Source organism: Paraburkholderia sp. 32 (genome assembly GCF_050435345.1).
Lineage (GTDB): Bacteria > Pseudomonadota > Gammaproteobacteria > Burkholderiales > Burkholderiaceae > Paraburkholderia > Paraburkholderia tuberum.
Genome location: NZ_JBNDKD010000003.1, coordinates 3543844 through 3565947 on the forward strand (window position 1 = coordinate 3543844; position 22104 = coordinate 3565947).

At 63.0% G+C, this 22104-nt stretch carries 22 protein-coding genes and 1 pseudogene; 14 read left to right on the forward strand and 9 right to left on the reverse strand.

All coding sequences use genetic code 11. The annotated features are described in order from the left end of the window. The first annotated feature begins 593 nt into the window (after nucleotides 1-593). Both OKW26_RS39190 and OKW26_RS39195 read left to right on the forward strand, forming a co-directional pair. Nucleotides 594-1919 carry an IS110 family transposase gene (locus OKW26_RS39190; RefSeq protein ID WP_429356894.1) on the forward strand — a complete coding sequence of 442 codons (1326 nt, stop codon included), beginning with the start codon at nucleotides 594-596 and terminating at the stop codon, nucleotides 1917-1919. A 41-nt stretch (nucleotides 1920-1960) separates the two neighbouring features. Continuing rightward, nucleotides 1961-2152: pseudogene (locus OKW26_RS39195) on the forward strand (transposase domain-containing protein); the annotation flags it as partial. Nucleotides 2153-2211: 59 nt separating this feature from the next. Here the strand turns inward: OKW26_RS39195 and OKW26_RS39200 are convergent. Together OKW26_RS39200 and OKW26_RS39205 are read right to left on the reverse strand one after the other, a co-directional pair. Next, nucleotides 2212-3135: a dTDP-4-dehydrorhamnose reductase family protein gene (locus tag OKW26_RS39200; RefSeq protein ID WP_429356895.1), complete on the reverse strand. Its 924-nt coding sequence runs from the start codon at nucleotides 3133-3135 to the stop codon at nucleotides 2212-2214. 11 nt (nucleotides 3136-3146) lie between these two features. Further along, entirely contained in the window at nucleotides 3147-3350 is a 204-nt protein-coding gene (locus OKW26_RS39205) for a heavy-metal-associated domain-containing protein (protein WP_090803824.1), read from the reverse strand. A 134-nt stretch (nucleotides 3351-3484) separates the two neighbouring features. Between OKW26_RS39205 and cueR the strand changes: the two genes are divergently transcribed. The 4 genes from cueR (at nucleotide 3485) to OKW26_RS39225 (ending at nucleotide 6212) form a co-directional block, all read left to right on the forward strand. Beyond that, nucleotides 3485-3907, forward strand: coding sequence for a Cu(I)-responsive transcriptional regulator (gene cueR, locus OKW26_RS39210; protein ID WP_018418651.1), 423 nt, complete (start codon nucleotides 3485-3487; stop codon nucleotides 3905-3907). A gap of 296 nt (nucleotides 3908-4203) precedes the next feature. Beyond that, complete coding sequence (locus OKW26_RS39215; protein ID WP_429356896.1) at nucleotides 4204-4350, forward strand: DUF3563 family protein; 147 nt, start codon at nucleotides 4204-4206, stop codon at nucleotides 4348-4350. Nucleotides 4351-4598: 248 nt separating this feature from the next. Next, a complete protein-coding gene (locus OKW26_RS39220; protein WP_429356897.1) occupies nucleotides 4599-4946 on the forward strand; it encodes a hypothetical protein in 348 nt (115 codons plus the stop codon). A gap of 225 nt (nucleotides 4947-5171) precedes the next feature. Further along, on the forward strand, nucleotides 5172-6212 hold the full coding sequence (locus OKW26_RS39225; RefSeq protein ID WP_429356898.1) for an ABC transporter substrate-binding protein: 1041 nt from the start codon (nucleotides 5172-5174) through the stop codon (nucleotides 6210-6212). Nucleotides 6213-6289: 77 nt separating this feature from the next. Here OKW26_RS39225 and OKW26_RS39230 read toward each other — a convergent pair whose 3' ends face one another. Together OKW26_RS39230 and OKW26_RS39235 are read right to left on the reverse strand one after the other, a co-directional pair. Further along, the gene (locus OKW26_RS39230; protein WP_184062159.1) at nucleotides 6290-7135 is read right to left on the reverse strand and encodes a 23S rRNA (adenine(2030)-N(6))-methyltransferase RlmJ; all 846 of its coding nucleotides are present in this window, start codon (nucleotides 7133-7135) and stop codon (nucleotides 6290-6292) included. Nucleotides 7136-7254: 119 nt separating this feature from the next. Next, nucleotides 7255-8226 carry a potassium channel beta subunit family protein gene (locus tag OKW26_RS39235; protein ID WP_429356899.1) on the reverse strand — a complete coding sequence of 324 codons (972 nt, stop codon included), beginning with the start codon at nucleotides 8224-8226 and terminating at the stop codon, nucleotides 7255-7257. A 235-nt stretch (nucleotides 8227-8461) separates the two neighbouring features. Between OKW26_RS39235 and OKW26_RS39240 the strand changes: the two genes are divergently transcribed. Next, nucleotides 8462-9259: a 3-hydroxybutyrate dehydrogenase gene (locus tag OKW26_RS39240; RefSeq protein WP_090803833.1), complete on the forward strand. Its 798-nt coding sequence runs from the start codon at nucleotides 8462-8464 to the stop codon at nucleotides 9257-9259. Between the two features lie 10 nt (nucleotides 9260-9269). Then, on the forward strand, nucleotides 9270-10502 hold the full coding sequence (locus OKW26_RS39245; protein WP_429356900.1) for a patatin-like phospholipase family protein: 1233 nt from the start codon (nucleotides 9270-9272) through the stop codon (nucleotides 10500-10502). 155 nt (nucleotides 10503-10657) lie between these two features. Here OKW26_RS39245 and OKW26_RS39250 read toward each other — a convergent pair whose 3' ends face one another. Next, a complete protein-coding gene (locus OKW26_RS39250; RefSeq protein ID WP_429356901.1) occupies nucleotides 10658-11857 on the reverse strand; it encodes an amino acid aminotransferase in 1200 nt (399 codons plus the stop codon). A gap of 511 nt (nucleotides 11858-12368) precedes the next feature. Here OKW26_RS39250 and uvrB point away from each other — a divergent pair. The 5 genes from uvrB (at nucleotide 12369) to OKW26_RS39275 (ending at nucleotide 18155) form a co-directional block, all read left to right on the forward strand. Next, nucleotides 12369-14462 (forward strand): excinuclease ABC subunit UvrB, encoded by a 2094-nt coding sequence (gene uvrB, locus OKW26_RS39255; RefSeq protein ID WP_184062154.1) that lies wholly within the window; start codon nucleotides 12369-12371, stop codon nucleotides 14460-14462. 340 nt (nucleotides 14463-14802) lie between these two features. After that, nucleotides 14803-15351 (forward strand): iron transporter, encoded by a 549-nt coding sequence (locus OKW26_RS39260; RefSeq protein ID WP_184032585.1) that lies wholly within the window; start codon nucleotides 14803-14805, stop codon nucleotides 15349-15351. Between the two features lie 111 nt (nucleotides 15352-15462). Beyond that, complete coding sequence (locus tag OKW26_RS39265; protein ID WP_429356902.1) at nucleotides 15463-15795, forward strand: cupredoxin domain-containing protein; 333 nt, start codon at nucleotides 15463-15465, stop codon at nucleotides 15793-15795. Nucleotides 15796-15903: 108 nt separating this feature from the next. After that, nucleotides 15904-16749 carry an FTR1 family iron permease gene (locus tag OKW26_RS39270; protein ID WP_429356903.1) on the forward strand — a complete coding sequence of 282 codons (846 nt, stop codon included), beginning with the start codon at nucleotides 15904-15906 and terminating at the stop codon, nucleotides 16747-16749. Continuing rightward, on the forward strand, nucleotides 16746-18155 hold the full coding sequence (locus OKW26_RS39275) for a 4Fe-4S binding protein (RefSeq protein ID WP_429356904.1): 1410 nt from the start codon (nucleotides 16746-16748) through the stop codon (nucleotides 18153-18155). The genes OKW26_RS39270 and OKW26_RS39275 overlap by 4 nt, the downstream gene beginning before the upstream one ends. 278 nt (nucleotides 18156-18433) lie before the next feature. Here the strand turns inward: OKW26_RS39275 and hemP are convergent, their stop codons facing one another. The 4 genes from hemP to OKW26_RS39295 all read right to left on the reverse strand — a co-directional run bounded on the left by hemP (nucleotide 18434) and on the right by OKW26_RS39295 (nucleotide 20929). Continuing rightward, nucleotides 18434-18694, reverse strand: coding sequence for a hemin uptake protein HemP (hemP, locus tag OKW26_RS39280; RefSeq protein WP_184062150.1), 261 nt, complete (start codon nucleotides 18692-18694; stop codon nucleotides 18434-18436). A 184-nt stretch (nucleotides 18695-18878) separates the two neighbouring features. After that, nucleotides 18879-19361: an SRPBCC family protein gene (locus tag OKW26_RS39285; RefSeq protein WP_090803848.1), complete on the reverse strand. Its 483-nt coding sequence runs from the start codon at nucleotides 19359-19361 to the stop codon at nucleotides 18879-18881. An 85-nt stretch (nucleotides 19362-19446) separates the two neighbouring features. Then, complete coding sequence (locus tag OKW26_RS39290) at nucleotides 19447-19845, reverse strand: OsmC family protein (protein ID WP_429356905.1); 399 nt, start codon at nucleotides 19843-19845, stop codon at nucleotides 19447-19449. A gap of 205 nt (nucleotides 19846-20050) precedes the next feature. Next, nucleotides 20051-20929, reverse strand: coding sequence for a pirin family protein (locus tag OKW26_RS39295; protein WP_429356906.1), 879 nt, complete (start codon nucleotides 20927-20929; stop codon nucleotides 20051-20053). A gap of 122 nt (nucleotides 20930-21051) precedes the next feature. Here OKW26_RS39295 and OKW26_RS39300 point away from each other — a divergent pair, with 122 nt between their 5' ends. Next, on the forward strand, nucleotides 21052-22062 hold the full coding sequence (locus OKW26_RS39300; protein WP_187613915.1) for a LysR family transcriptional regulator: 1011 nt from the start codon (nucleotides 21052-21054) through the stop codon (nucleotides 22060-22062). Nucleotides 22063-22104: the final 42 nt, after the last annotated feature.

Genomic DNA, 22104 nt, shown 5'->3' on the forward strand with positions numbered 1-22104 from the left:
TGGGGGCGTCCATCCCATTAGTCTTGACGCTAGCTCGTTCGACGGCAGCGACCACTTCTGCTTGTGCTGCGCGATGAGTTCGAGAACGGCCTGCAGTCGCAAGTTCGCCTGTGGCGCGCCGACCGTGCGGACCGCCGGCTTCTCCCTGAATCCGTCGTGAAGCGCGACCTTCCACTGGGCGGCAGACAGTTCAAGCGACACTGCCAGGATGACGCCCTCAGCATGTTGGTCCGGTAACGTGATTTGCGTCCATGATGCCCTCCGTTGAGCAAACCTTGGCACGGTCAATCTTACGACTCGGGCCTTGACGACTCTCACGCTACATAGCTTCCGAAGGCCGCCAATCGTCCCCGGTGTTCCGGAAGAAACGATGATGGGCTATAACACAGGCGGCAGCGCCGTGATGACCGGAAGATCACTGGTGCACGCATGCGACGTCCCCGGACGCCGTGTGGCGAGCCCGGTACATAGCATGGTCCGGGAATCGTCGGTGACATTGGTGAGCGGCGCGAGCTGCATCCCGTTTGAGAGATCGAGTCGATTCAGACGCTTCCCCCTGGTGCTGCCCTGAACCAACCAGCCAGGAGCAGGTCATGGCCATGCGCAAGCGGGAAGACGACGAGGTGTATCCGAACGCCGCCGGGATCGATGTGGGCGCGTCCAGCCACTGGGTGGCAGTCCCCCGGACGGCCGACGACCAGCCGGTGCGCGAGTTCGGCACGATGACCGGTGACCTGCACGCGATGGCCGACTGGCTGCTCGCGTGCGGCGTCGGTACCGTGGCACTGGAATCCACCGGCGTCTACTGGATCCCGGTGTATGAGGTGCTCGAGCAGCGCGGGCTGACAGTCTGGCTCGTCGATGCGCGGCAGATGAAGTACGTGCCGGGGCGCAAGAGCGACGTACAGGACTGCCAGTGGCTGCAGAAGCTCATGAGTCTCGGACTGCTGCGTGCGGCCTGGCGCCCCGCTGGCGAGGTCTGCGTGGTGCGCGCGGTGGTGCGGCAGCGCGAGCTGCTGCTCACCGAACAGGGTAGCTGGGTGCAGCGCATGCAGAAGGCACTGCTGCAGATGAACCTCCAGCTCACCGAGGTACTCACGGACGTGATGGGTACGACCGGACAGGCGATCATCCGCGCGATCGTGGCCGGCGAACGCGACCCGAAGGTGCTCGCGCGTTTCCGCCACAGTCTCGTCAAGGCCAGTACCGAAGACATCATCAGGGCGCTGAGCGGCAACTGGCGCGAGGAGCACCTGTTCGTGCTCGCGCAGGCGCTCGCAATGTTCGACAGTCTCGCCGAGCGCATCCTCGAGTGCGATGCGAAGACCGAGGCGCTGCTGGTCCCCCTGGGGCGTCACGACGTCCAGCTGGCCGGGCCGGACAAGAAACGCCAGAAGAACGCCCCCCGGTTCGACGCGCGTACCGCGCTCGCGCGCTGGGCGGGCGTGGACCTGACGCGCATCAACGGCCTGTCCGTGGCCACCGTGATGACGATCCTCTCCGAGATCGGCCCGGATCTGAGCCGCTTTGCCAGCGTCAAGCACTTCTGTTCGTGGCTGCGCCTGTGCCCCGCCACGAAGATCAGTGGCGGCAAGACGCTGTCTTCCGGCACACGACCCTCCGCCAACCGCGCCCGGCAGGCGCTGAAAATGGCAGCCATGAGCCTGTCGCGCAGCGACTCGGCGCTCGGCGCGTTCTACCGCCGGCTGTGCTCACGCATGGACAAGCCGCGCGCCAATACCGCGGTCGCCCACAAGCTTGCCCGCATGGTGTACTTCATGCTCACGCGCGGCGAAGCCTTCGTCGACCAGGGGCAGAAGCGCTATGAGGAACAGCAGCGCCAGCGCAGCATCGCAGCCCTCAGGCGACGTGCTTTCGCCCTCGGATTCCAGCTCCAGCCAAACGCGCCGACTCCATGAAAACCAACCTTTTCCATTGGGTTTCTTGAGAGAGGATCCGATTGTTCGCCGGGTCGCTGCGCGCTGGCCAACGTGCGGCCGCAATCATGAGCCTCATCCGCTCAGCGCAACTGAACGGTCACGAACCCCACGCATATCTGAAAGACATCGGGACACGGCCGCCCACCCACAGGGCAAGCGACATCGCCGCATTGCTGCCACATAACTGGCAACCTCTTACCGCTGTCGCCTGATTCACCGTTCGTCAACGTGGGTTCGCCAGCCGCTTACCGTACGCACGCAAGGCGCCGGATCATACGGAAGTTGCCTGTCCCTGCCACGGAAACGCGGCCAGCACCTCCCGGATCGCCATATCGAAAGGCGTGCGTCGGCCGATTCCGAGTACCTCTAAACGGCTCGATGCCAGATGACAGTTGTGCGGGCGCGGCGTCGCGTCGGTGGGTGTGCGCTGGGGCGTCAGGCGCGCGTCGAGTTGCAACGCTTCTGCCAGGCGCATGGCGATCTCGTACTTGTTCATTGGTTCGTCGCCCGACCATTGCACGATGCCAGAGACCGTTTCGCCGCGCGCGTGCCGCTCGAGCATCTGTCGGATCACGAAAGCGACATCGGGCGTGAACGTAGGATAGCGGATCGCCCAAGCGTCCATCCTGGCAGCCTGGGCCCCCGGCGCCGCCGCCGCTGCAATCGCCGGCACGAGGCTAGTCACGGCCGATTCCGACCAACTGACGATCGGACCATATAGCAGCGGCAGACGCAGCACGCATCCGCCCTCGGCCGTGTCGGTCAGCGCTCGCTCGCCTTCGAGCTTGCTCTGTCCGTACGCGTTCAGTGGCGCAGGTGTGCTGTCGTGACGATAGGGCGGGTGCGTGCCGTCGAACACGTAGTCGGTCGAGATCGACAGTGTCCACGCGCCGTGTCGGTTCGCCGCCCCGGCGATCATTCGCACGGCATCGACGTTCAGCGCGCGAGCAAGCGCCGGATCGCGCTCGCATACATCGGGACGGCGCTCCGCCGCGGCAATCACGACGGCATCCGGCGCTACGCGGTCGATGAAACGCTCGACCGCAACGCTATCGCGAACATCCAACGCGACCATTCGCGGAGACGTTCGGCTATATGCGGTGGAGACGGTCTGCCAGCCGGTTTGGCGCGCGAGTTCGTCGTTGAGCGCGCGGCCGAGCAATCCGGAACCACCTATTACGGCAACCTTGAACATGCGCGGCACCCTCAGCGCACAGACGTGACCGTGTATCCGGCCTCGTCAATCGCGGCCTTCAGCGCATCGACGGGTTGCGCCGACTCCACGAGCACGCGGCCGGTCGCGAGATCCACCTGAACCTGCGCGGCGGCGTCGTGCTCGCGAATCGCGCTCGTGACAGCGGCAACGCAGTGCTGGCAGCTCATGCCTTCTACATGGAGTTCGATTGTCATTGCAAAGACCTCGGCGGAATCAGATTGCGGATAGTCGAATTATGCCTGCCGTACCCTGTTTGGGTAGCTGACCTTCCCACCATGGGAAGGTGTAGGATCGATTGGAGTTCAGCCGCAACCTTGAGGAAACAGTCATGAACATAGGCGAAGCGGCCCGCGTGTCGGGCGTTACGGCAAAAATGATCCGCTACTACGAAAGTGTCGGCCTATTGACTGCGAAGGCGCGCACGAGTGCCGGTTATCGCGTGTATGGCCCGCAGGAAGTGCATTCCTTGCGCTTTATTCGCCAGGCTCGCCGGCTCGGATTTCTGGTCGAGGATATCCGGCGGCTGCTTGCTCTATGGCACGACCGCTCGCGTGCAAGTGCCGAAGTAAAGCGGATCGCGCTCGAACATGTCGCCGAACTCGATCGCCGCATCGCCGAACTGACGGACATGCGCGACACTCTCGCGCATCTGGCCGATCATTGCCATGGTGATGACCGGCCAGATTGTCCGATTATCGAGCGACTGGCGGACACCGATCTTGTATCCGGACAAGGTTGCCGCCCGCTTTAGCGGCTGATCGAAGTGCAACCCAGCCCTGCCGATTCTCAAGGTCGAGCGATTCATGCACCGAAAGTGAGCATAAAAATTGCGAAAATGACGTCCACTTAAAGGACGCCTGGATGAATCCCAATAAAATCAGGAACTGCATCGCACCTTTCCAGTGCACTATTCCAAAACGGAATGCACACCATGCAGGCATTTCACTGTTCAGGTTGCACCTTAAGGCTATAATGCGGGTTAACCCTTTTACGGGAAATCCCTGATGTCAAATCACCGGGGATTCGATCTGATCCTTGGAGAACATCATGTTTGCATTCATTCTTGAGAAGCTCAGCAGCTGGTTCGAAACCGCGGAACGTAGCCGTCGTGAGGCATATCTCGCCTCGTCGTCGGATATCGTTCAGCTCGAACAGCGCATCCGTTCGCTCGAAACCAACGGCTATTCGCTGTAAGTTTCCGCTTTGAGTTTGACCTGGCGGCGCTTGCTTTTGCGCGGCCGTGCAGTACCAATGTCGAGCCCCGTCAAAGCGGGGCTTTGTCGTATCTGGACATCGAAATCCGCGTGTGCCTTCGACGTTTTTTCGAGTGAACGGCGCAAGAAAGCTGCTGATGGCGAATATCGACTAGCTTCGTAACGCGGCCCGCGGTAATGTATGGCGTTTTTCGCACAAGACGGCATTCATAACCAATCGGGCTGTCCATGTCCTCCGTCCGTTCGCTGCAAACTTTCCGAGCCGTGATGGCCGTGGCCGCCATGGCGACGCTCGCCGCCCTCTGCGCCGCGTCGGACGCATTCGCAGTGTCCGATAACGGGCGTCCCCCCGTGATCCTCGATACGCTTGGCGGCGTCAATAATGGCCAGAGCGGTACCGTACTGCTGAGCTCGCCGCCTGCGCCGGAGCCGATCGTCGCCGCGCCGCCGATCGCGGCACCGGTCGAGCTGCCTCCGGAATCGTCGCCGCCGTTCGTGGTCGCGCCGTATATCCAATTGCCGGCGGGTGGTGGCGTGCCGCGGCCGGTGCCTCGAGCGGTGCCCCTTCCGCAATAGGCACCGACGGCGCGAGAGATCGTCGTCGGTGCTTCTGCGCGGTCCCGTTTCTCCCCCATACGCCAGCTTGCCTCGCACCCGACAATCTCATTCGGGTTTGGGCGCATGGCGTCCGTGAAACCGTCCGACGACAATCGTTGCGCGCCTCGCCGCCGTGAGCTTCGATCTCGGCATGTGCGCCTGCGTCACTGCTTCGAACGGAAAACACAACAAGGAGACGTCACCATGCTCAATCAATGGATGCAGCGTGCGACGCGCGCCTGCGTGATGCTGCTCGCACTGGCTGCGTTGCCCGGCGCTGGGTTCGCGAAGGACACGCCGGAAATGCCGTCACTGACGATGGCCGTCGGCGGCTTACCTGGCCTGTACTATCTGCCGGTCCTCGCCGCACAGCAGCTCGGCTACTTCAAGGACGAAGGCCTGAACGTCACGCTCGAAGATTTCGCAGGCGGCTCGAAAGCGCTCGAAGCGGTGGTGGGCGGCAGCGCCGAAGTCGGCGCGGGCGCGTTCGAGCACACGTTGTTCATGCAGGCGAAGGGTCAGCACTATCGCGCGTTCGTGTTGATGGGCCGCGCACCGCAGATCGTGATCGGCGTGGTGAAGTCGAAGGCCAATCAGATCAAGTCGCTCGCGGACTTCAAAGGCGCGAAGGTCGGCGTGAGCGCACCGGGTTCGTCGACGGATCTCGTGCTCACCGTTGCGTTGCGCAAGGCCGGCGTGCAGCGCAGCGACATTTCGGCGATCGGTGTCGGCAGCGGCGCGACGGTGCTGGCCGCAGTGGGCAGTGGGCAGATCGACGCGCTGTCCAATGTCGATCCAATGATGACCAAGCTCACGCGTAGCGGCGCCATCAAGGTGCTTGTCGATACGCGCACGGTGAAAGGCACGCAGGAGGTGTTCGGCGGCATGATGCCCGCGGCGACGCTTTACGCGGCCGAAAGCTTCATCCAGAAAAATCCGAAGACAACGCAGGCGCTGACCAACGCGATCGTGCGTGCGAATCATTGGCTGCAGACCGCGAGCGACGCGGATCTGCTGAAGATGGTGCCGCAAGCCTATCTATTGGGCGACCCGACGCTCTATCTCGACGCCTTTCACAACGTGCGCGACGCGTATTCGCCGGACGGACTGATGCCCGCTGATGGCCCGGCGACGTCGCTGCGCGCGTTGTCGTCGTTCGATAGCCGGCTCGATCCGAAGAAGATCGATCTGAGTGCTACCTATACGAACCAGTTCGCGAGCAAGGCGGCCGCGCAGTTCAAGTGAGCGTATGCGGAGATCGGGTTGCGCAAGACAGGTGACCGGGAACCGCGCGCGGCACGCTCACGCGCCGCTCATCACGTTCAATTGCCGCGATATTCGACCTTGAACGTCGCAGCCTTGTCCTCGCCGAGCGTTTTGACGAGCCATGGCATCTGATCCTTCAGCGTCTTGGCGAGCGTATACGGCGGATTCAGGATGAACATGCCGCTACCGAACAGCCCATAGCCGTCTTCCGGCGGATTGCTGACGCTCAGGCTGACGTGCAGCCAGTTGTCCTTCTGCAACTGCTTCAGTTGATCGGGAAAGCGCTGCGACTCAGGGCGCTTGACCTGCGGATACCAGACCGCGTACGTGCCGGTCGGAAACCGCTTCAGACTTTCCTCGACACAGCGCAGCGTGCGCCCGTAATCGCGCTTGTCTTCATACGACGGGTCGAGCAGGATCAGCGCGCGGCGCGGCGCGGGCGGCAACAGCGTGAGAATCCCGTCGAAGCCGTCGCCCGCATACAGCATTGCGCGTCGGCCCGCGTCGCGAAAATTGTGGCGCAGCACGTCGATTTCGGTGCTGTGCAATTCGAAGAGCCGCATACGATCCTGCGCGCGCAGTTGTCGCCACGCAAGATACGGCGAGCCCGGATAAAAATGCAACTGGCCATCGGCATTGAGCGCGCTGACTTCATCGACGTATTCGGCGAACAGCGGCGGGAGATCGTTGCGGCCCCACAGTTTCGCAATACCCGTTTCGAACTCGCCGGTCTTCGTCGCGTAGCCTTCCTTCAGCGAGTAAACGCCGGCGCCCGCGTGGGTGTCGATATACCAGTAGGCCTTGTCCTTCTGGCCAAGGTAGCGCAGGAGCTGCAACACGACGGCGTGTTTCAGAACGTCGGCGTGATTGCCGGCATGAAAGGCGTGGCGGTAGCTGAGCATGATGAGAGGACGCTGAGAGAGCGCAGGCTGGCCCGAAGGAGCCGGCGACGCGCGGTCGCGTATTGTACGCGACCGCGCGTGCCCGGTTAGCCACCCGGTGCGTGGCGCTGCGCGCGCGATTACTCGTGCGCGTCGCCGATGATCTCCTCGATCCGCTGCTTTATCTCCGGTGTGATGCGCTTGGCCACCTCGGCGGACTGCATGTTTTCGCCGATCTGTTCGACCCGCGAGGCGCCCGTGATCACCGTGCTGACATTCGAATTCTTCAGAATCCACGCGATCGCGAGCTGACCGACCGTGCAGCCGAGCTCGTCGGCGACCGCGCCGAGCTGGCCGACCACGTTGTTCCGGGTCGGGTCCGTGAGCTGCTGACGCAGCCAGTCATAGCCCTGCAACTGCGCGCGACTGTCGGCTGGCACGCCGTCACGATATTTGCCGGTGAGCAGACCCGATGCGAGTGGGCTCCACGTGGTCAGGCCGAGGCCGATGTCCTCGTAGAGCCGTTTGTATTCCTGCTCGACGCGTTTGCGGTGAAACAGGTTGTATTGCGGCTGCTCCATGACCGGCTTGTGCAGATGATGCCGCTCGGCGATTTCATAGGCGGCGCGAATCTCGTCGGCGCTCCATTCCGAGGTGCCCCAGTACAGCGCCTTGCCGCGCGCGATCATGTCGCTCATTGCCCACACCGTTTCCTCGACCGGCGTGTTCGGGTCCGGACGATGACAGAACACGAGATCCACATAGTCGAGCTGCAGGCGCTTCAGCGACGCGTCGATCGCGTTCATCAGGTACTTGCGGTTCAGCGTGTGGTACTGGTTCGGCGCTTCGTTGAGTCCCCAGAAGAATTTCGTCGACACGACGTAGCTCACGCGCGGCCACGCGAGCTCCTTCAACGCATGGCCCATGATCTCCTCGGATTTGCCGCCCGCGTAGACTTCGGCGTTGTCGAAGAAATTGACGCCCGCGTCGCGCGCAGCGGCAAGCGATTCGCGCGCGGCGCGGTGATCCACCTGGTTGCCGTACGTGACCCATGAGCCGATGGACAACTCGCTCACTTGCAGGCCCGAGCGGCCCAGACGTCGATAATTCATGCATGTCTCCTGGTTGGTGATGCCACGGGAATGGAGCCCGGATTCAGCCCGAAAGCGTCCAGTTTAAAGAGATACGGCTCGATGTGCGTTTTACCTATGTCGTTCACAGGGTTCATGCACAATAGCAAAGTCGGCCGCCGCGCTGCATCCGCCGAACGGTCTATACCGTTTGGCCGACTTCTCGCCGCGCGCGGTCTCGTGGTCTCATTGCTCATCAACTGCATGGAGGTTCTGGATGTCGTCTCTGAACTCGAATCTGAACGGCAAAGTTGCCGTCGTCACTGGTGCCGCGAGCGGCATCGGCAAACAGATCGCGTTGACTCTGTCGGCCGCGGGTGCTGCGGTCGCGATCGCCGACCTGAACCAGGACGGCGCGAACGCCGTGGCTGAAGAAATCAGAAAGGGCGGCGGTAAGGCAATCGGCGTGGCAATGGACGTGACGAACGAAGATGCCGTCAACCAGGGGATCGACAAGGTCGCCGAGGAATTCGGTTCGATCGACATTCTCGTTTCCAACGCCGGCATCCAGATCGTCAATCCGATCGAAAACTATTCGTTCTCGGACTGGAAGAAGATGCAGGCCATTCACGTGGACGGCGCGTTCCTGACCACCAAGGCCGCGCTCAAGCACATGTACAAGGACAATCGCGGCGGCGTCGTGATTTACATGGGCTCGGTCCACTCGCATCTCGCCTCGCCGCTGAAGTCGGCGTACGTGACCGCGAAGCACGCTCTGCTGGGCCTGTCGCGCGTGCTTGCCAAGGAGGGCGCTGCGCATAACGTGCGTTCGCACGTCGTGTGTCCGGGCTTCGTGCGCACGCCGCTCGTCGACAAGCAGATTCCCGAGCAGGCGAAAGAATTCGGCATCAGCGAAGAGGAAGTGATCAAGCGCGTGATGCTGGGCGGTACCGTCGACGGTATCTTCACGACGGTCGAAGACGTCGCGCAGACCGTGCTGTTCCTGTCGACATTCCCGAGCGCGGCGCTGACCGGCCAGTCGTTCGTCGTGAGCCACGGCTGGTACATGCACTAAGGGGCGGCCCATGGCGCAACGCAATCTGAAGCGGGCACGGGTGGGCGTGTCGGGCGACGGGGAGGGCGCGGGTCCGTCGGTCGCCGCACGCCCGCGCCGGCATCTCCGGTTGCCCAACTACGAAACCGTCGCGCTGATGCTGCAAGGCGGCGGCGCGCTCGGCGCCTATCAGGCCGGCGTCTTTCAGGGACTTTACGAAGCCGGCATCGAACCGAACTGGATCGCGGGCATCTCGATCGGTGCACTGAATACGGCGATCATTGCGGGCAATCCACCGGAACGACGCGTCGAGCGTCTGCTGCAATTCTGGGAGACGATCTGCCAGCCGGCGTTCGGGGCGCCCTTGCCGGCTCCGATCGAGCACCTGCTGTTCAATTCGAGCGAAGCGGTGCGCAAGGCATTTACGGCAGCGCAGGCAATGAGCGCGATCGTCGAAGGGCAAAAGGGCTTTTTCGTGCCGCGTTTCCCACCGCCGTTGCCCACGGTGTCCGGTCCGCCGCAATTGGCGAGCTACTACGACACCACGCCGCTGAAGGCCACGCTCGAGTCGCTGTGTGATTTCGACCGGATTAATTCCGGCGGAATACGCGTGTCGGTGGGCGCGGTGAATTGCGGCACGGGCAATTTCGCGTACTTCGACAATACCCACACCACGCTCAGGCCCGAGCATTTCATAGCGTCTGGCGCGTTGCCGCCGGGCTTCGCGGCCGTCGAGATCGACGGTCAGTTCTACTGGGACGGCGGCCTGATGTCGAATACGCCGCTCTACGAGATGCTCCAGTCCACGCCGCGTCGCGACACGCTCGCGTTTCAGGTCGACCTATGGAGCGCGATCGGGCCGGTGCCGGACAACCTCACCGACGTGCAGGGCCGCATGAAAGACATCCAGTATTCGAGCCGTACGCGTCTCGTGACCGACATGCTGCAGCGCTCGCAGCGTTTCCGCCACGTACTGCGCGAGGTGCTGGACCGTGTGCCAGAAGACCAACGCGACGATCCGTGGTGCAAGCTGGCCGAAGATCTGTCGTGTTCAAAGCGCTACAACGTGATTCACCTGATCTACCGGCACAAGGAATACGAAGGACACTACAAGGACTTTCAATTCGGTCTGTCGACGATGCGCGAGCATTGGCGAAGCGGTCTCGAAGATATTCTCCGTTCTCTCGAGCAGCCCGACTGGCTCGATATGCCGGAAAACGATGCCGGGTTCGTCACCCACGATATTCATCGGGATTCGCGCTGATTCCTCGCGGAGAGCCCCGACGCTGCGCCAACCAAGGCCGAACCGTCAGAAAACAAAAAAACGGCGCCCTTTCAGAAAAGGGCGCCGTTTTTACAGGCGGTGGCAGCGGCGAACCTGCTGCACTTGCACGGCAAACCTCCGCGCTGTGAATCGCCTTACTTCAGCACGTGAGCAATCGCGGTGGCGACGACGTCGAGGTTGCGCGTATTGAGCGCAGCCACGCAGATGCGGCCCGTGCTGACCGCATAGATACCGAACTCTTCGCGCAGACGGTCCACTTGCGGTGCCGTCAGACCCGAGTACGAGAACATGCCGCGCTGGGCGTTCACGAAGCCGAAGTCACGATCAACGCCGCTTGCCTTCAGACGCTCGACGAGACCATTGCGCATCGCGCGGATGCGCTCGCGCATTTCGCCCAGTTCGCTTTCCCACGTCGCGCGCAGTTCCGGCGATGCGAGCACGGCCGCGACTACCGAGCCGCCGTGCGTCGGCGGGTTCGAGTAGTTGGTGCGGATCACGCGTTTCAGTTGCGACAGCACGCGCGCCGCTTCTTCCTTGCTCGCGGTGATGATCGACAGTGCGCCGACGCGCTCGCCGTACAGCGAGAACGACTTCGAGAACGACGAAGACACGAACACGTTCAGTTCCTGCGCCGCGAACAGACGCACGGCTGCCGCGTCCGCTTCGATGTTGTCGCCGAAGCCCTGGTAGGCGATATCGAGGAACGGCACGAGGTTGCGCGCCTTGACGACCTCGACGACCTGCTTCCACTGCGCGATGCTCAGGTCGACGCCGGTCGGGTTATGGCAGCACGCGTGCAGCACGACGATCGTGCCCGCCTCATAGCTGTTCAGCGCGCTCAACATGCCGTCGAAGTTCACGCCATGCGTCTGCGCGTCATAGTACGGATACGATTCGACGACGAAGCCCGCGCCTTCGAACAGCGCGCGGTGATTTTCCCAGCTCGGATCGCTGATCGCGACCTTGCTATTCGGATTCACGCGCTTCAGGAAGTCCGCGCCGATCTTCAGCGCGCCCGTGCCGCCCAGCGCCTGCGCCGTGACGACGCGGCCGGCCGCGATCAGCGGCGAGTCGTTGCCGAGCAGCAGCTTTTGCACGGCGGCATCGTAAGCGGCGATACCTTCGATCGGCAGATAGCCACGCGGCAGCGCGGCTTCGACGCGAGCCTTTTCCGCCTCGCGCACGGCGCGCAGCAGCGGAATCTTGCCTTCTTCATTGAAGTACACGCCAACGCCGAGGTTGACCTTGGTGGCGCGCGTATCGGCGTTGAAAGCTTCGTTCAGGCCCAGAATCGGGTCGCGGGGAGCAAGTTCGACGGCGGAGAACAGAGACATGATGGGTGGGCAGCAGTAGTGAAAAGAGGGCGGCTTCGCGCGCGAGCGGCTCCATCTGGGGCGTCGGCGGCGTTTCGCGGGTGGGCGTGAGTTCGACGAAACGCGAAAATCGGGGACGGCCTATGGACAGCGGCGAGCGAGCGCAACTTCGCATTGTAACGAATCCGGGCGCTTTTTTCGGACGACCAGACGGGCAAAAGGCGATTATTTGCTTGAAAAACAGGCACTGGAGAGCCATGTGGCCGTAAGGAATTCGAGCGGGGCGTGGCGATGTCGACGGCGCGACCAGGCCGAGGTGCGCTGTCCATTGGCGCTGATTGCGCCACGATGACGCCTGGCGTGGAGGACACAGCCCGGCATGGGAGTTCGCGGTAAACCCCGTCAGGGCGCGCAAGTCCGCAAAGGGCCACAACACACCGGCGCCCAGGGCCGCCCTGCGTAAGCCCGCTCGATCTTCGCTTTCCGCAACCCGTTAGAATGATTCTTTGCCCAAGGCCCGGTGCCGCCCCTCATGTCCGAACACCATCTGACTGAAGCCGACGATACGCTCGACGAATCAAAATTCATCGCGTTCGAAGGTTCACCGTTCAAGCTCTACCAGCCGTATCCGCCCGCCGGCGACCAGCCCACGGCCATCGACACGCTCGTCGAAGGCGTCGGCGACGGTCTCGCGTTCCAGACGCTGCTCGGCGTGACCGGCTCCGGCAAGACTTTCACGATGGCCAACACGATCGCGCGGCTCGGCCGCCCGGCGATCGTGTTCGCGCCGAACAAGACGCTCGCCGCGCAGCTGTATTCGGAGTTCCGCGAGTTCTTTCCGCGCAACGCGGTCGAGTACTTCGTTTCGTACTACGACTACTACCAGCCGGAAGCGTATGTGCCGCAGCGCGATCTGTTCATCGAGAAAGACTCGTCGATCAACGAGCATATCGAGCAGATGCGGCTGTCGGCGACCAAGAGCCTGATGGAGCGGCGCGACGTGGTGATCGTCGCGACGGTGTCGGCGATTTACGGTATCGGCAATCCGTCCGAATACCACAAGATGATCCTGACGCTGCGCACCGGCGATCGGCTCGGCCAGCGCGACGTCATCGCGCGGCTGATCGCGATGCAGTACAGCCGCAACGAAGCCGACTTCCAGCGCGGCTCGTTCCGCGTGCGCGGCGACACGATCGATATCTTCCCGGCCGAGCACGCCGAGATGGCGGTGCGCGTCGAGCTGTTCGACGACGAAATCGAAACACTGCAGCTATTCGATCCGCTCACCGGCCGCGTGCGACAGAAAATTCCGCGCTTTACCGTGTATCCGTCGTCGCACTACGTGACGCCGCGCGATACCGTGCTGCGCGCCGTCGAAACGATCAAGGCCGAGCTGCGCGAGCGCCTCGAATTCTTCTATAGCCAAGGCAAGCTCGTCGAGGCGCAGCGCCTCGAGCAGCGCACCCGCTTTGACCTCGAAATGCTGCAGGAGCTCGGTTTTTGCAAGGGCATCGAGAACTATTCGCGGCACTTCTCGGGCGCGGCGCCGGGCGAGCCGCCGCCGACGCTCGTCGATTACCTGCCGCCCGACGCGATCATGATGCTCGACGAATCGCACGTGCTGATTGGCCAGCTGAACGGCATGTACAACGGCGACCGCGCGCGCAAGGAAAACCTCGTCGACTATGGCTTCCGGCTGCCGTCGGCGCTCGACAACCGGCCGCTCAAGTTCAACGAGTTCGAGCGCAAGATGCGCCAGGTCGTGTTCGTGTCGGCGACGCCCGCCGATTACGAGAAGAGGACCGCGGGGCAGGTCGCCGAACAGCTTGTGCGTCCGACCGGCCTCGTCGACCCTGAAATCGAGGTGCGGCCGGCGCGCAGCCAGGTCGACGACGTGCTTGGCGAGATCAACGAGCGCATCAAGGCCGGCGACCGCGTGCTGGTCACGACGCTGACCAAGCGGATGGCCGAGCAGCTCACCGAGTTCCTGGCCGACCACGGCATCAAGGTGCGCTATCTGCACAGCGACATCGACACGGTCGAGCGCGTCGAGATCATCCGCGATCTGCGTCTCGGCGCGTTCGACGTGCTGGTCGGGATCAACCTGCTGCGCGAGGGGCTCGATATTCCCGAGGTGTCGCTCGTCGCGATTCTCGACGCGGACAAGGAAGGCTTCCTGCGCGCCGAGCGGTCGCTGATCCAGACCATCGGCCGGGCGGCGCGTAACGTGAACGGCAAGGCGATTCTGTACGGAGACAACATCACGGACTCGATGCGTCGCGCGATCGACGAAACCGAGCGGCGCCGTACGAAGCAGATCGCGTTCAACGCCGCGCACGGCATTACGCCGCGCGGCGTCGTGAAACGGATTCGCGACATCATCGATGGCGTGTACAACATCGACGAAGCGCGTGCCGAGTTGAAGGAGCAGCAGACTCGCGCGAAGTTCGAGGACATGTCCGAGAAGCAGCTCGCCAAGGAGCTCAAGCGCCTCGAAAAGCAGATGATGGAGCACGCGAAGAATCTCGAATTCGAGAAGGCCGCGCAGACCCGCGACCAGCTAGCGCTGCTGCGTCAGCGCGTGTTCGGCGCGAACGTCGGCGACCACGTGTCGGGCGTCGAATAGCTAGCGTCCCTCCACCGCTTTTGTCCGCCACGAAAGGGCGCGGCCATTCGCCGCGCCTGTTCACATCGGCCGGCGCTTTAGCTCCCGCTGCAGCCGTCGGCGCGGCCAACTTGGCCGTGACGAATTCCGTCCCTGTTTCCCCGCCGCACGAAGGTTTCTTAAGCGAGCCTTAAGACCCTGCTGACATCAGGCAGAGCGTGCTGACAGGTTTGTTCTCGTCAACGATCGATGATAAACTCGCCCCAATATTGAGAATGGTTCGCATTTAAATTTACATCTGACTTGCGAGCGCAGCGTTTCAATGAAATCGATTCCAGTCTGATAGAAACAAGGAGCTTCAATGCGGATTTCTTCCTTTGTGCGCGGTGGCGCGGCAGCGGTAGCTGCTGTCGCGGCGCTGTCGGCCTCGGCCGCCGAATATCCGATCGGCAAACAGCAGATCCAGGGCGGCATGGAAATCGGCGCGGTCTACCTGCAGCCGGTCACGATGGAACCCGAAGGCATGATGCGCAAGGCGTCGGATTCGGACATCCACCTCGAGTCCGACATCCACGCGGTCAAGAACAATCCGACCGGTTTCGCCGAAGGCGACTGGATGCCGTATCTGCAGGTGCACTACGAACTGACGAAGGCCGGCTCGAACCAGCCGTTGAAGGGCGACCTGATGCCGATGGTCGCGAACGATGGTCCGCACTACGGCGACAACGTCAAGTTGCAAGGCCCGGGCAAGTATCACCTGAAGCTGATCGTCGAACCGCCGATGCAAATGGGCCACATGGCGTTCGGCCGTCACGTCGACAAGGAAACCGGCGTGGGTCCGTGGTTCAAGCCAATCACGCTCGAATACGACTTCACCTTCGCTGGCATCGGCAAGAAGGGCGGTTACTGATCGGCGCGCGGTGCCAATGTGTCGCTCAACGTATCAGTGAATGCAGCAGACGGCGCGCGGACAGTCGGAGTCATATCTGGCATTGGCGCGTCGCGTTTTCCGGAAAGGGCAATGAGAATCAACCGAAAGATCGCGATGCTTGCCGCCGCGTTTTGCCTGGCGGCCACGGCTCATGCAGCCGACCTGCCGACCTTCAAGCTCGAAATGAACGACGGCAAACTGAACCCGGCCCGCATCGAAGTGCCGGCAGGCCAGCGTATCAAGATCGAAGTACGCAACACCGGCAAGGGCGCGGCCGAATTCGAAAGCGTGCAGTTGCGTAAAGAGAAGGTTCTGGCGCCGGGCGCCGATTCGTTCGTCGTGATCGCTCCGCTGGAGCCGGGCGAATACAAGTTTTTCGACGACTTTCACCACCAGGCGCAGGGCGTGATCGTCGCGAAGTAAGCAGTGGTCTCGATCGAATGCGAACGCGAACTCGCCACGGCAAGCGGGCGCTGTCGGTCGCGCGAGGCAACGGAAGCGGGCTGTAGAAGGATCGAAGGGAGAGCTTGAATGGGTCAGATTCTGTTCGTCGTGTGGCGGGAGAGCGTCGAGGCACTGCTGGTCGTCGGCATCCTGTACGCATGGTTGAAAAATGGCGACGACGACGCCCGCCGCGGCTTGCCGTACCTGTGGGGCGGCGTGGCGGCCGGCGTGATCGCGGCGGTGGCGCTCGGCGCGGCGCTGGTCGGCTTCACCGAGGTGCTCTCCGGTGACGCGCAGGATTACTTCCAGACCGCGATGGTGCTCATCGCCTGCGTGCTGATCGTGCAGATGGTGCTGTGGATGAAGCAGCACGGCCGCACGCTGAAGCGCGACATGGAACAGTCGCTGCAAAAGAGCCAGCGCGATTCGAACTGGTGGGGCGTGGCGCTGCTGGTCGCACTGGCGATCGCGCGCGAAGGCAGCGAAACCGTGATCTTCCTGTACGGCCTCGGCTTTGGCCAGTCGGGTCATGTCGACGGCAGTCAGATGCTCGCTGTCGTGATCGGTCTCGCGCTTGCGTTCCTGACCTTCTACGTGTTGCAGCTCGGCGGCAAGATCATCTCGTGGCGGCTCTTTTTTCGCGTCACCGAAATCATGCTGCTGTTCCTCGGCGCGGGGCTGTTCCAGACCGGCGTCGACAAGCTGATCGACAAGGAAATCCTGCCGACGCTCGTCGACCAGCTGTGGAATTCGTCGGCGATTCTCGATGACTCGAGCACCTTCGGTTCGCTCGTCGCGACGCTGACCGGCTACCGCGCGCATCCGGCGCTGATGAATCTGCTCGCCTATGCCGTGTATTGGGCGGTCGTTTATCTGCTCGTGCGCCGCGCCAGTCGCAAGCCCGCGCAGCAGACGGTAGGGCGCGCGGCATGAGCGCCGTGATGGCTTCCCGGCCGGGCCGCCTCGCGGCGGCCGGCCAGTGGATGCAGCGCCACGGCGCGGTGATTCGCGGCATCCAGTGGGTCGTGGTCGCGGTGTATGTGTTCCTGATCGTCGTGCCCGCGCTGATGCCGCTGCCGGACGACACCGCGCATCTGTGGAACAACCTGACGCTCGCCGCGCAGTTCGTGTTCTGGGGCATCTGGTGGCCGTTCGTGTTGCTGTCGATGGTGATGCTCGGCCGCGTCTGGTGCGGCGTGCTGTGTCCGGAGGGCGCGCTCGCCGAATTCGCGAGCAAATTCGGCCGCGGCCGCGCGATTCCGCATTGGATGCGCTGGGGCGGCTGGCCGTTCGTCGCGTTCGGCATCACGACGATCTACGGGCAGATGGTGAGCGTCTACCAGTATCCGAAAGCGGTGTTGCTGGTGCTCGGCGGCTCGACCTTCGCGGCAATCGTGATCGGTCTGCTATACGGACGCGAGAAGCGCGTCTGGTGCAAATACCTGTGCCCGGTCAACGGGGTTTTTTCGCTTCTGTCACGGCTCGCGCCGTTTCACTACAAGGTCGACGAAGACGCGTGGCGCCGCTCGTATAAGAACGGCGAGCATGGGCATCGCGTGATTCCGATCAACTGCGCGCCGCTCGTGCCGTTGCGCAACATGAAAGGCGCGGCGGACTGCCATATGTGCGGCCGCTGCAGCGGACACCGCGATGCGATCGCGCTGACATGGCGCAAGCCGTCGACCGAAGTCGTGCAGTTGGGCGACAAGAACGCGAACCCGTGGGACACCGCGCTGATCCTGTACGGCCTGCTCGGCATCGCGATCGGCGCGTTCCACTGGACCGCGTCGCGCTGGTTCATCGACCTGAAGATGTTCGCCGCGACGTGGCTCGTCGATCGCGACATCACGTGGCCGCTCGACACCAACGCGCCGTGGTTCCTGTTCACGCATTACCCCGACCAGAACGACGTGTTCTCGTGGCTCGACGGCTCGCTGCTGATCGGCTACATCCTGTCGACGGCGCTTGTGTACGGCACCGTGCTGCTGCTGTTGCTGACGGGCGCGACGCGCATGCTCGGGCGCTTCGACGCAACGCGTCTGCATCACTTGACGCAGGGGCTGATTCCGATCGCGGGCGCGGGCGTATTCCTTGGTTTGTCGGCGACGACGCTGTCGCTGCTGCGCGCCGAGCACGTGTCGCTGTGGTGGGCGTCGGGTCTGCGCATCGCAATTCTCGTGATTGCGAGCGCGTGGAGCGCATGGCTCGCGTGGCTCGTCACGCGCCGCTACAGCGAGCGCTTCGTGCAACGCGCGCTGGCGATGTTGTGGTTCGTCGCGGCGCTGGCGGTCGTCAATAGCGCGTGGTGGCTGATGTTCTGGGGCTGGGCCTCGAAGTAAGTCTTCAGCCTGTGTCCGGTGCGAACGCAGGCGCAAGCGCAAACGAAAAGCCGTGGGATGGTGACACCCCACGGCTTTATCATTTTCAGCGATGTACGCCGTTGCGCGCATCGGCTTTCGAGCGAGAACCAAAAAAGCGGCCTGGCTTGCTGCGACGGCTGGCTTGGTGTCTGCACGAAGGGGTCTAGTTCTCGCGTGCAAACCGTCGTGGCTGGCTAATGCCTAACACCTCTCTGGGAGGTGGTCCCCACAATACCCGGTACTTACCTCGTGTCTCGCTACTTCGTCAGGATCAGCTTGCCGAGGCGCGTTGCACGCAGTTGATACGTGTCGCCGTTGTGCACGATGCTGATGTGACTATGGCCTTGCAGCAGCGCGTCGCTGCGCACGACCCGTTCCGACGTCTCGCTCTGGCCGGCGGTTCGTTGCGCGCCGGGTTTCGCCGCGGGCACGGCCGTCGTCGACGATTTCGGGCGGCTGGTTAGCGCGGCCGCCGAGCGGCGCAGGCTGAGCGTGGAGGAGCGAGTCATATCGGTCATTCGTTTTAGCTTGTTCGTCGATTCGATGTGATCATTCTAAATGATAACCATTCCTATTTACAAGATCGAGAAATTGATCGGATCCGACTTTTGATAGCTGAATGAAAGTGCGTCTAGATGGCGATTCTGGAAGCCATTCTGACATGACCCCGCGAAAGCGCGGGCAGGGCGCCCGCGCGGTATGTCAGTGCAACGGTCCCGGTTCCTGCCCGGCCGCGACGTACTGGCGGATCAGCCGCACCGTATCGATATCGTTCTCGCGATACGCGGACTTGACGATCTCCTGCGTCTGCACGGCGTCCTGGTCGGTCGAGACGGGCAGCGTGGTCGCGTACTCGAAGCGTAGGAACAACTGCAGCTCATCGGGCTGCTCGATCGTCATCGTCAGGGAGCCGCCGACGTGCTCGGCGGTCGGCAGGATGTCGTAGCGCACGCTTTCGCTTTCCTGCAGCGTGACGCGATCGCGCACGGTGGCCTGGCCGTAGTGCAACTCACGCTCGAGCACATTGCCGTCGCGCGACAGGATCGTGCAGCTGTCGAGACCAATCACGAACAGTTGCGGCTGCTCGGCGCGCAGCACGAGCCCTTCCCACAGCTGCTCGCGCGTCATCGATTCGACGAAGGGATTCAACGGATCGTTGATCTGAATAAGGTGTTCGAAATTCAAGACGACTGCGTCCTATGAAAATATTGCAATATCCGTGACCCGAACGGACGGCGTCCGACCGTCCTATGCGCGTTTGCTGCGACTGTTAAGCGACCGCGAGCGCGGAGCGGATCGAGATCGTGTGCGTGAGGATCTTGTGCACCGGGCACGCATTGGCAATTTGCAAAAGCCGTTCCCGCTGCTCGCCGGAGAGTTCGCCATCGAGCATGATCTGACGGTCGATCGTCGAGCCTGCGTCGCTGGTTTCCATCGACAGTTTGACGCGTACACCCGCGAGCGGCCAGCCTTTGCGCTGCGCGTACATCTTTAGCGTGATCGACGTACAAGCGCCGAGGCTCGACAGCAGCAGCGAGACCGGCGTCGGGCCGCGGTCGCCGCCGCCTAGCGATTCGGGTTCGTCGGCAAGCCAGGTGTGCTTGCCGTCGTCGAATACGACCTGGAAATTCGTCGAACCGATGTGGGCGGTGATGGTGGGCTCTGCCATGTGCGCTCCTCTGCTAGGGATCTAATAGCGTCGCACGCCACGGACTGTCGAAATCAACGCGGGCCGCGCGACATGAGCCGATATTGTGAACGAATTTAGCGGCGTTCGCGCCCCGAGGCGGGTGATTTGGCGGCGCGCGCGTGGCTGGTGGCAAGCTTCACCTCGCGCCGACAGGCGTGACAAACGCGCGGCACGCGCTCGCCTGTCAGTGCGTGATCGCGCCCATCCGCCCGGCCTGATAGTCGATCACCGCCTGACGGATCTCGTCTTCGGTATTCATCACGAACGGGCCATAGCGCACCACCGGCTCCTTCAGCGGCACGCCGCCGAGCAGCAGCACTTCGAGCGGTTCGTCGCCGGCCGTGATGGTCACCGCGTCGCCGTCGTTGGCGAACACCACCATCGTGCGCGCGTCGATGTCCGCGCGCGCGTCGCCTTCGCCATACACGCCCTTGCCGGACAGCCCATACGCGAACACGCGATAGTCGGCCGGTACTGGCTGGCGGATCGTCGCGCCCGGCTGCAACGAGAAATGCTGATACAGGATCGGCGTGCGCGTTTCGATCGCGGCCTTGACGCCGAGCGCTTCGCCCGCGATGACCTTCACGCGCACCTGACCGTCTTCGGACTTCGCGGCCGGAATGCGTGTCGACGGGATTTCCTGATAGCGCGGCGCGATCATCTTGTCGCGACGCGGCAGGTTCACCCATAGCTGCAGGCCGTGCACGCGACCGCCGGTGCGCGTGAATTCCGGGTCCGGCATTTCGCTATGCACGACGCCCGCGCCCGCGGTCATCCATTGCACGTCGCCGGCGTGCAGCGTGCCGGAATGGCCCGCCGAATCCTTGTGGCCGAACTGGCCCTCGAGCACATAGGTGACCGTCTCGAAGCCGCGATGCGGATGATCGGGCGCGCCGATGGCCTCGCCTGGCGCATAGTCGACCGGCCCCATTTCGTCGAGCAGCAGGAACGGATCGAAGTCCATCAGCAGACGCGTCGGAAACGGTCGATGAACGATGAATCCGCCGCCCTCCACTGTGCGAACCGACGGGAACGTGCGTTCGATCGTGCGTGACGTAGTCATCAATATCACCTCGAAAAATGGGGAATAGCGCGATTTCTGAAACATGGGGCTATTATAGGGACCGTTTTTGGCGGTGCCAGCCGTCCCTCAGCAATGGATTGTTCTATTCATGGAACGATGAGATGAAGATCGATTCACACAATCTGAACGACCTCATGTACTTTTCGCAGGTCGTCGAACATGGCGGATTTTCGGCCGCCGAGCGGGTGCTGGGCATTTCGAAGTCGCGCCTGTCGCGTCGGCTCACGGAGCTGGAAGCGTCGCTCGGCGTGCGCCTGTTGCAGCGTTCCACTCGCAAGCTCGCACTGACCGAAGCGGGGCAGCTGTTCTACCAGCACTGTCAGGCGATGCTCAGCGAAGCGCAGGCGGCGGTCAATGTCGTGCAGCAGCTGCGCTCGTCGCCGCGCGGCACGGTGCGCGTCAGCGTGCCGGTTACGATCTCGCAGACGATTCTGTCGACGATCCTGCCGGAATTCATGCACCGCTTTCCGGAGGTGCGCGTCGTGATGCGCGTGACGAATCGCGTGGTCGATCTGTTCGAGGATTCGATCGACGTCGCACTGCGCGTGCGTTCGGATCCGCCGGAAAACGCGAACATCGTCGTGCGGCCGCTGTGGCGCACCGAGCAGATGCTGGTCGGCGCGCCGAGCCTGCTGCAGCAGAATGCGCCGCCGCTGACGCCGGGCGACCTGAACCGCTTCGAAACACTCGACGTGCCGACGAGCGACGGCCGCCACGTGTACAACCTGATCTCGCCCGACGGCACGCGCCATGCTCACGAACACGAGCCGCGCCTCGTGACCGCCGATCTGATGACGATTCGCGAGGCGGTGCTTGCCGGCGTCGGCATCGCCGCATTGCCGGAGATGATGTATGGAGCCGCGTTGAGAGCGGGGCAACTGTCGCCCGTGATGCCGGGCTGGAGTTTTCCGACGCCGCAGTTGTACGCGGTGTTCGTGTCGCGTCAGGGGATGGTGCCGGCCGTGCGCGCGTTCGTCGATTATCTTGTCGAGATGCTCGATCCGGATGAGGGCAAGCACATCATCGGCGAGTGTCCTGAGCGCGCCGAAAAAGCGGCGGCGCAGGGATCGGTGGCGAGGGCTTCCTCCGCTGTGTCGGCGGCGGTTTCATGAGGCTCTGTGGCAACTTGAGGGGGCAGGGTGCGCTGCGGGCCG

What these genes read in the sequence shown, in the direction of transcription:
- OKW26_RS39190 (WP_429356894.1), top strand. Translation starts at nt 594, where the DNA reads ATGGCCATGCGCAAGCGGGAAGACGACGAGGTGTATCCGAACGCCGCC.
- OKW26_RS39200 (WP_429356895.1), bottom strand. Translation starts at nt 3,135, where the DNA reads ATGTTCAAGGTTGCCGTAATAGGTGGTTCCGGATTGCTCGGCCGCGCG.
- OKW26_RS39205 (WP_090803824.1), bottom strand. Translation starts at nt 3,350, where the DNA reads ATGACAATCGAACTCCATGTAGAAGGCATGAGCTGCCAGCACTGCGTT.
- cueR (WP_018418651.1), top strand. Translation starts at nt 3,485, where the DNA reads ATGAACATAGGCGAAGCGGCCCGCGTGTCGGGCGTTACGGCAAAAATG.
- OKW26_RS39215 (WP_429356896.1), top strand. Translation starts at nt 4,204, where the DNA reads ATGTTTGCATTCATTCTTGAGAAGCTCAGCAGCTGGTTCGAAACCGCG.
- OKW26_RS39220 (WP_429356897.1), top strand. Translation starts at nt 4,599, where the DNA reads ATGTCCTCCGTCCGTTCGCTGCAAACTTTCCGAGCCGTGATGGCCGTG.
- OKW26_RS39225 (WP_429356898.1), top strand. Translation starts at nt 5,172, where the DNA reads ATGCTCAATCAATGGATGCAGCGTGCGACGCGCGCCTGCGTGATGCTG.
- OKW26_RS39230 (WP_184062159.1), bottom strand. Translation starts at nt 7,135, where the DNA reads ATGCTCAGCTACCGCCACGCCTTTCATGCCGGCAATCACGCCGACGTT.
- OKW26_RS39235 (WP_429356899.1), bottom strand. Translation starts at nt 8,226, where the DNA reads ATGAATTATCGACGTCTGGGCCGCTCGGGCCTGCAAGTGAGCGAGTTG.
- OKW26_RS39240 (WP_090803833.1), top strand. Translation starts at nt 8,462, where the DNA reads ATGTCGTCTCTGAACTCGAATCTGAACGGCAAAGTTGCCGTCGTCACT.
- OKW26_RS39245 (WP_429356900.1), top strand. Translation starts at nt 9,270, where the DNA reads ATGGCGCAACGCAATCTGAAGCGGGCACGGGTGGGCGTGTCGGGCGAC.
- OKW26_RS39250 (WP_429356901.1), bottom strand. Translation starts at nt 11,857, where the DNA reads ATGTCTCTGTTCTCCGCCGTCGAACTTGCTCCCCGCGACCCGATTCTG.
- uvrB (WP_184062154.1), top strand. Translation starts at nt 12,369, where the DNA reads ATGTCCGAACACCATCTGACTGAAGCCGACGATACGCTCGACGAATCA.
- OKW26_RS39260 (WP_184032585.1), top strand. Translation starts at nt 14,803, where the DNA reads ATGCGGATTTCTTCCTTTGTGCGCGGTGGCGCGGCAGCGGTAGCTGCT.
- OKW26_RS39265 (WP_429356902.1), top strand. Translation starts at nt 15,463, where the DNA reads ATGAGAATCAACCGAAAGATCGCGATGCTTGCCGCCGCGTTTTGCCTG.
- OKW26_RS39270 (WP_429356903.1), top strand. Translation starts at nt 15,904, where the DNA reads ATGGGTCAGATTCTGTTCGTCGTGTGGCGGGAGAGCGTCGAGGCACTG.
- OKW26_RS39275 (WP_429356904.1), top strand. Translation starts at nt 16,746, where the DNA reads ATGAGCGCCGTGATGGCTTCCCGGCCGGGCCGCCTCGCGGCGGCCGGC.
- hemP (WP_184062150.1), bottom strand. Translation starts at nt 18,694, where the DNA reads ATGACCGATATGACTCGCTCCTCCACGCTCAGCCTGCGCCGCTCGGCG.
- OKW26_RS39290 (WP_429356905.1), bottom strand. Translation starts at nt 19,845, where the DNA reads ATGGCAGAGCCCACCATCACCGCCCACATCGGTTCGACGAATTTCCAG.
- OKW26_RS39295 (WP_429356906.1), bottom strand. Translation starts at nt 20,929, where the DNA reads ATGACTACGTCACGCACGATCGAACGCACGTTCCCGTCGGTTCGCACA.
- OKW26_RS39300 (WP_187613915.1), top strand. Translation starts at nt 21,052, where the DNA reads ATGAAGATCGATTCACACAATCTGAACGACCTCATGTACTTTTCGCAG.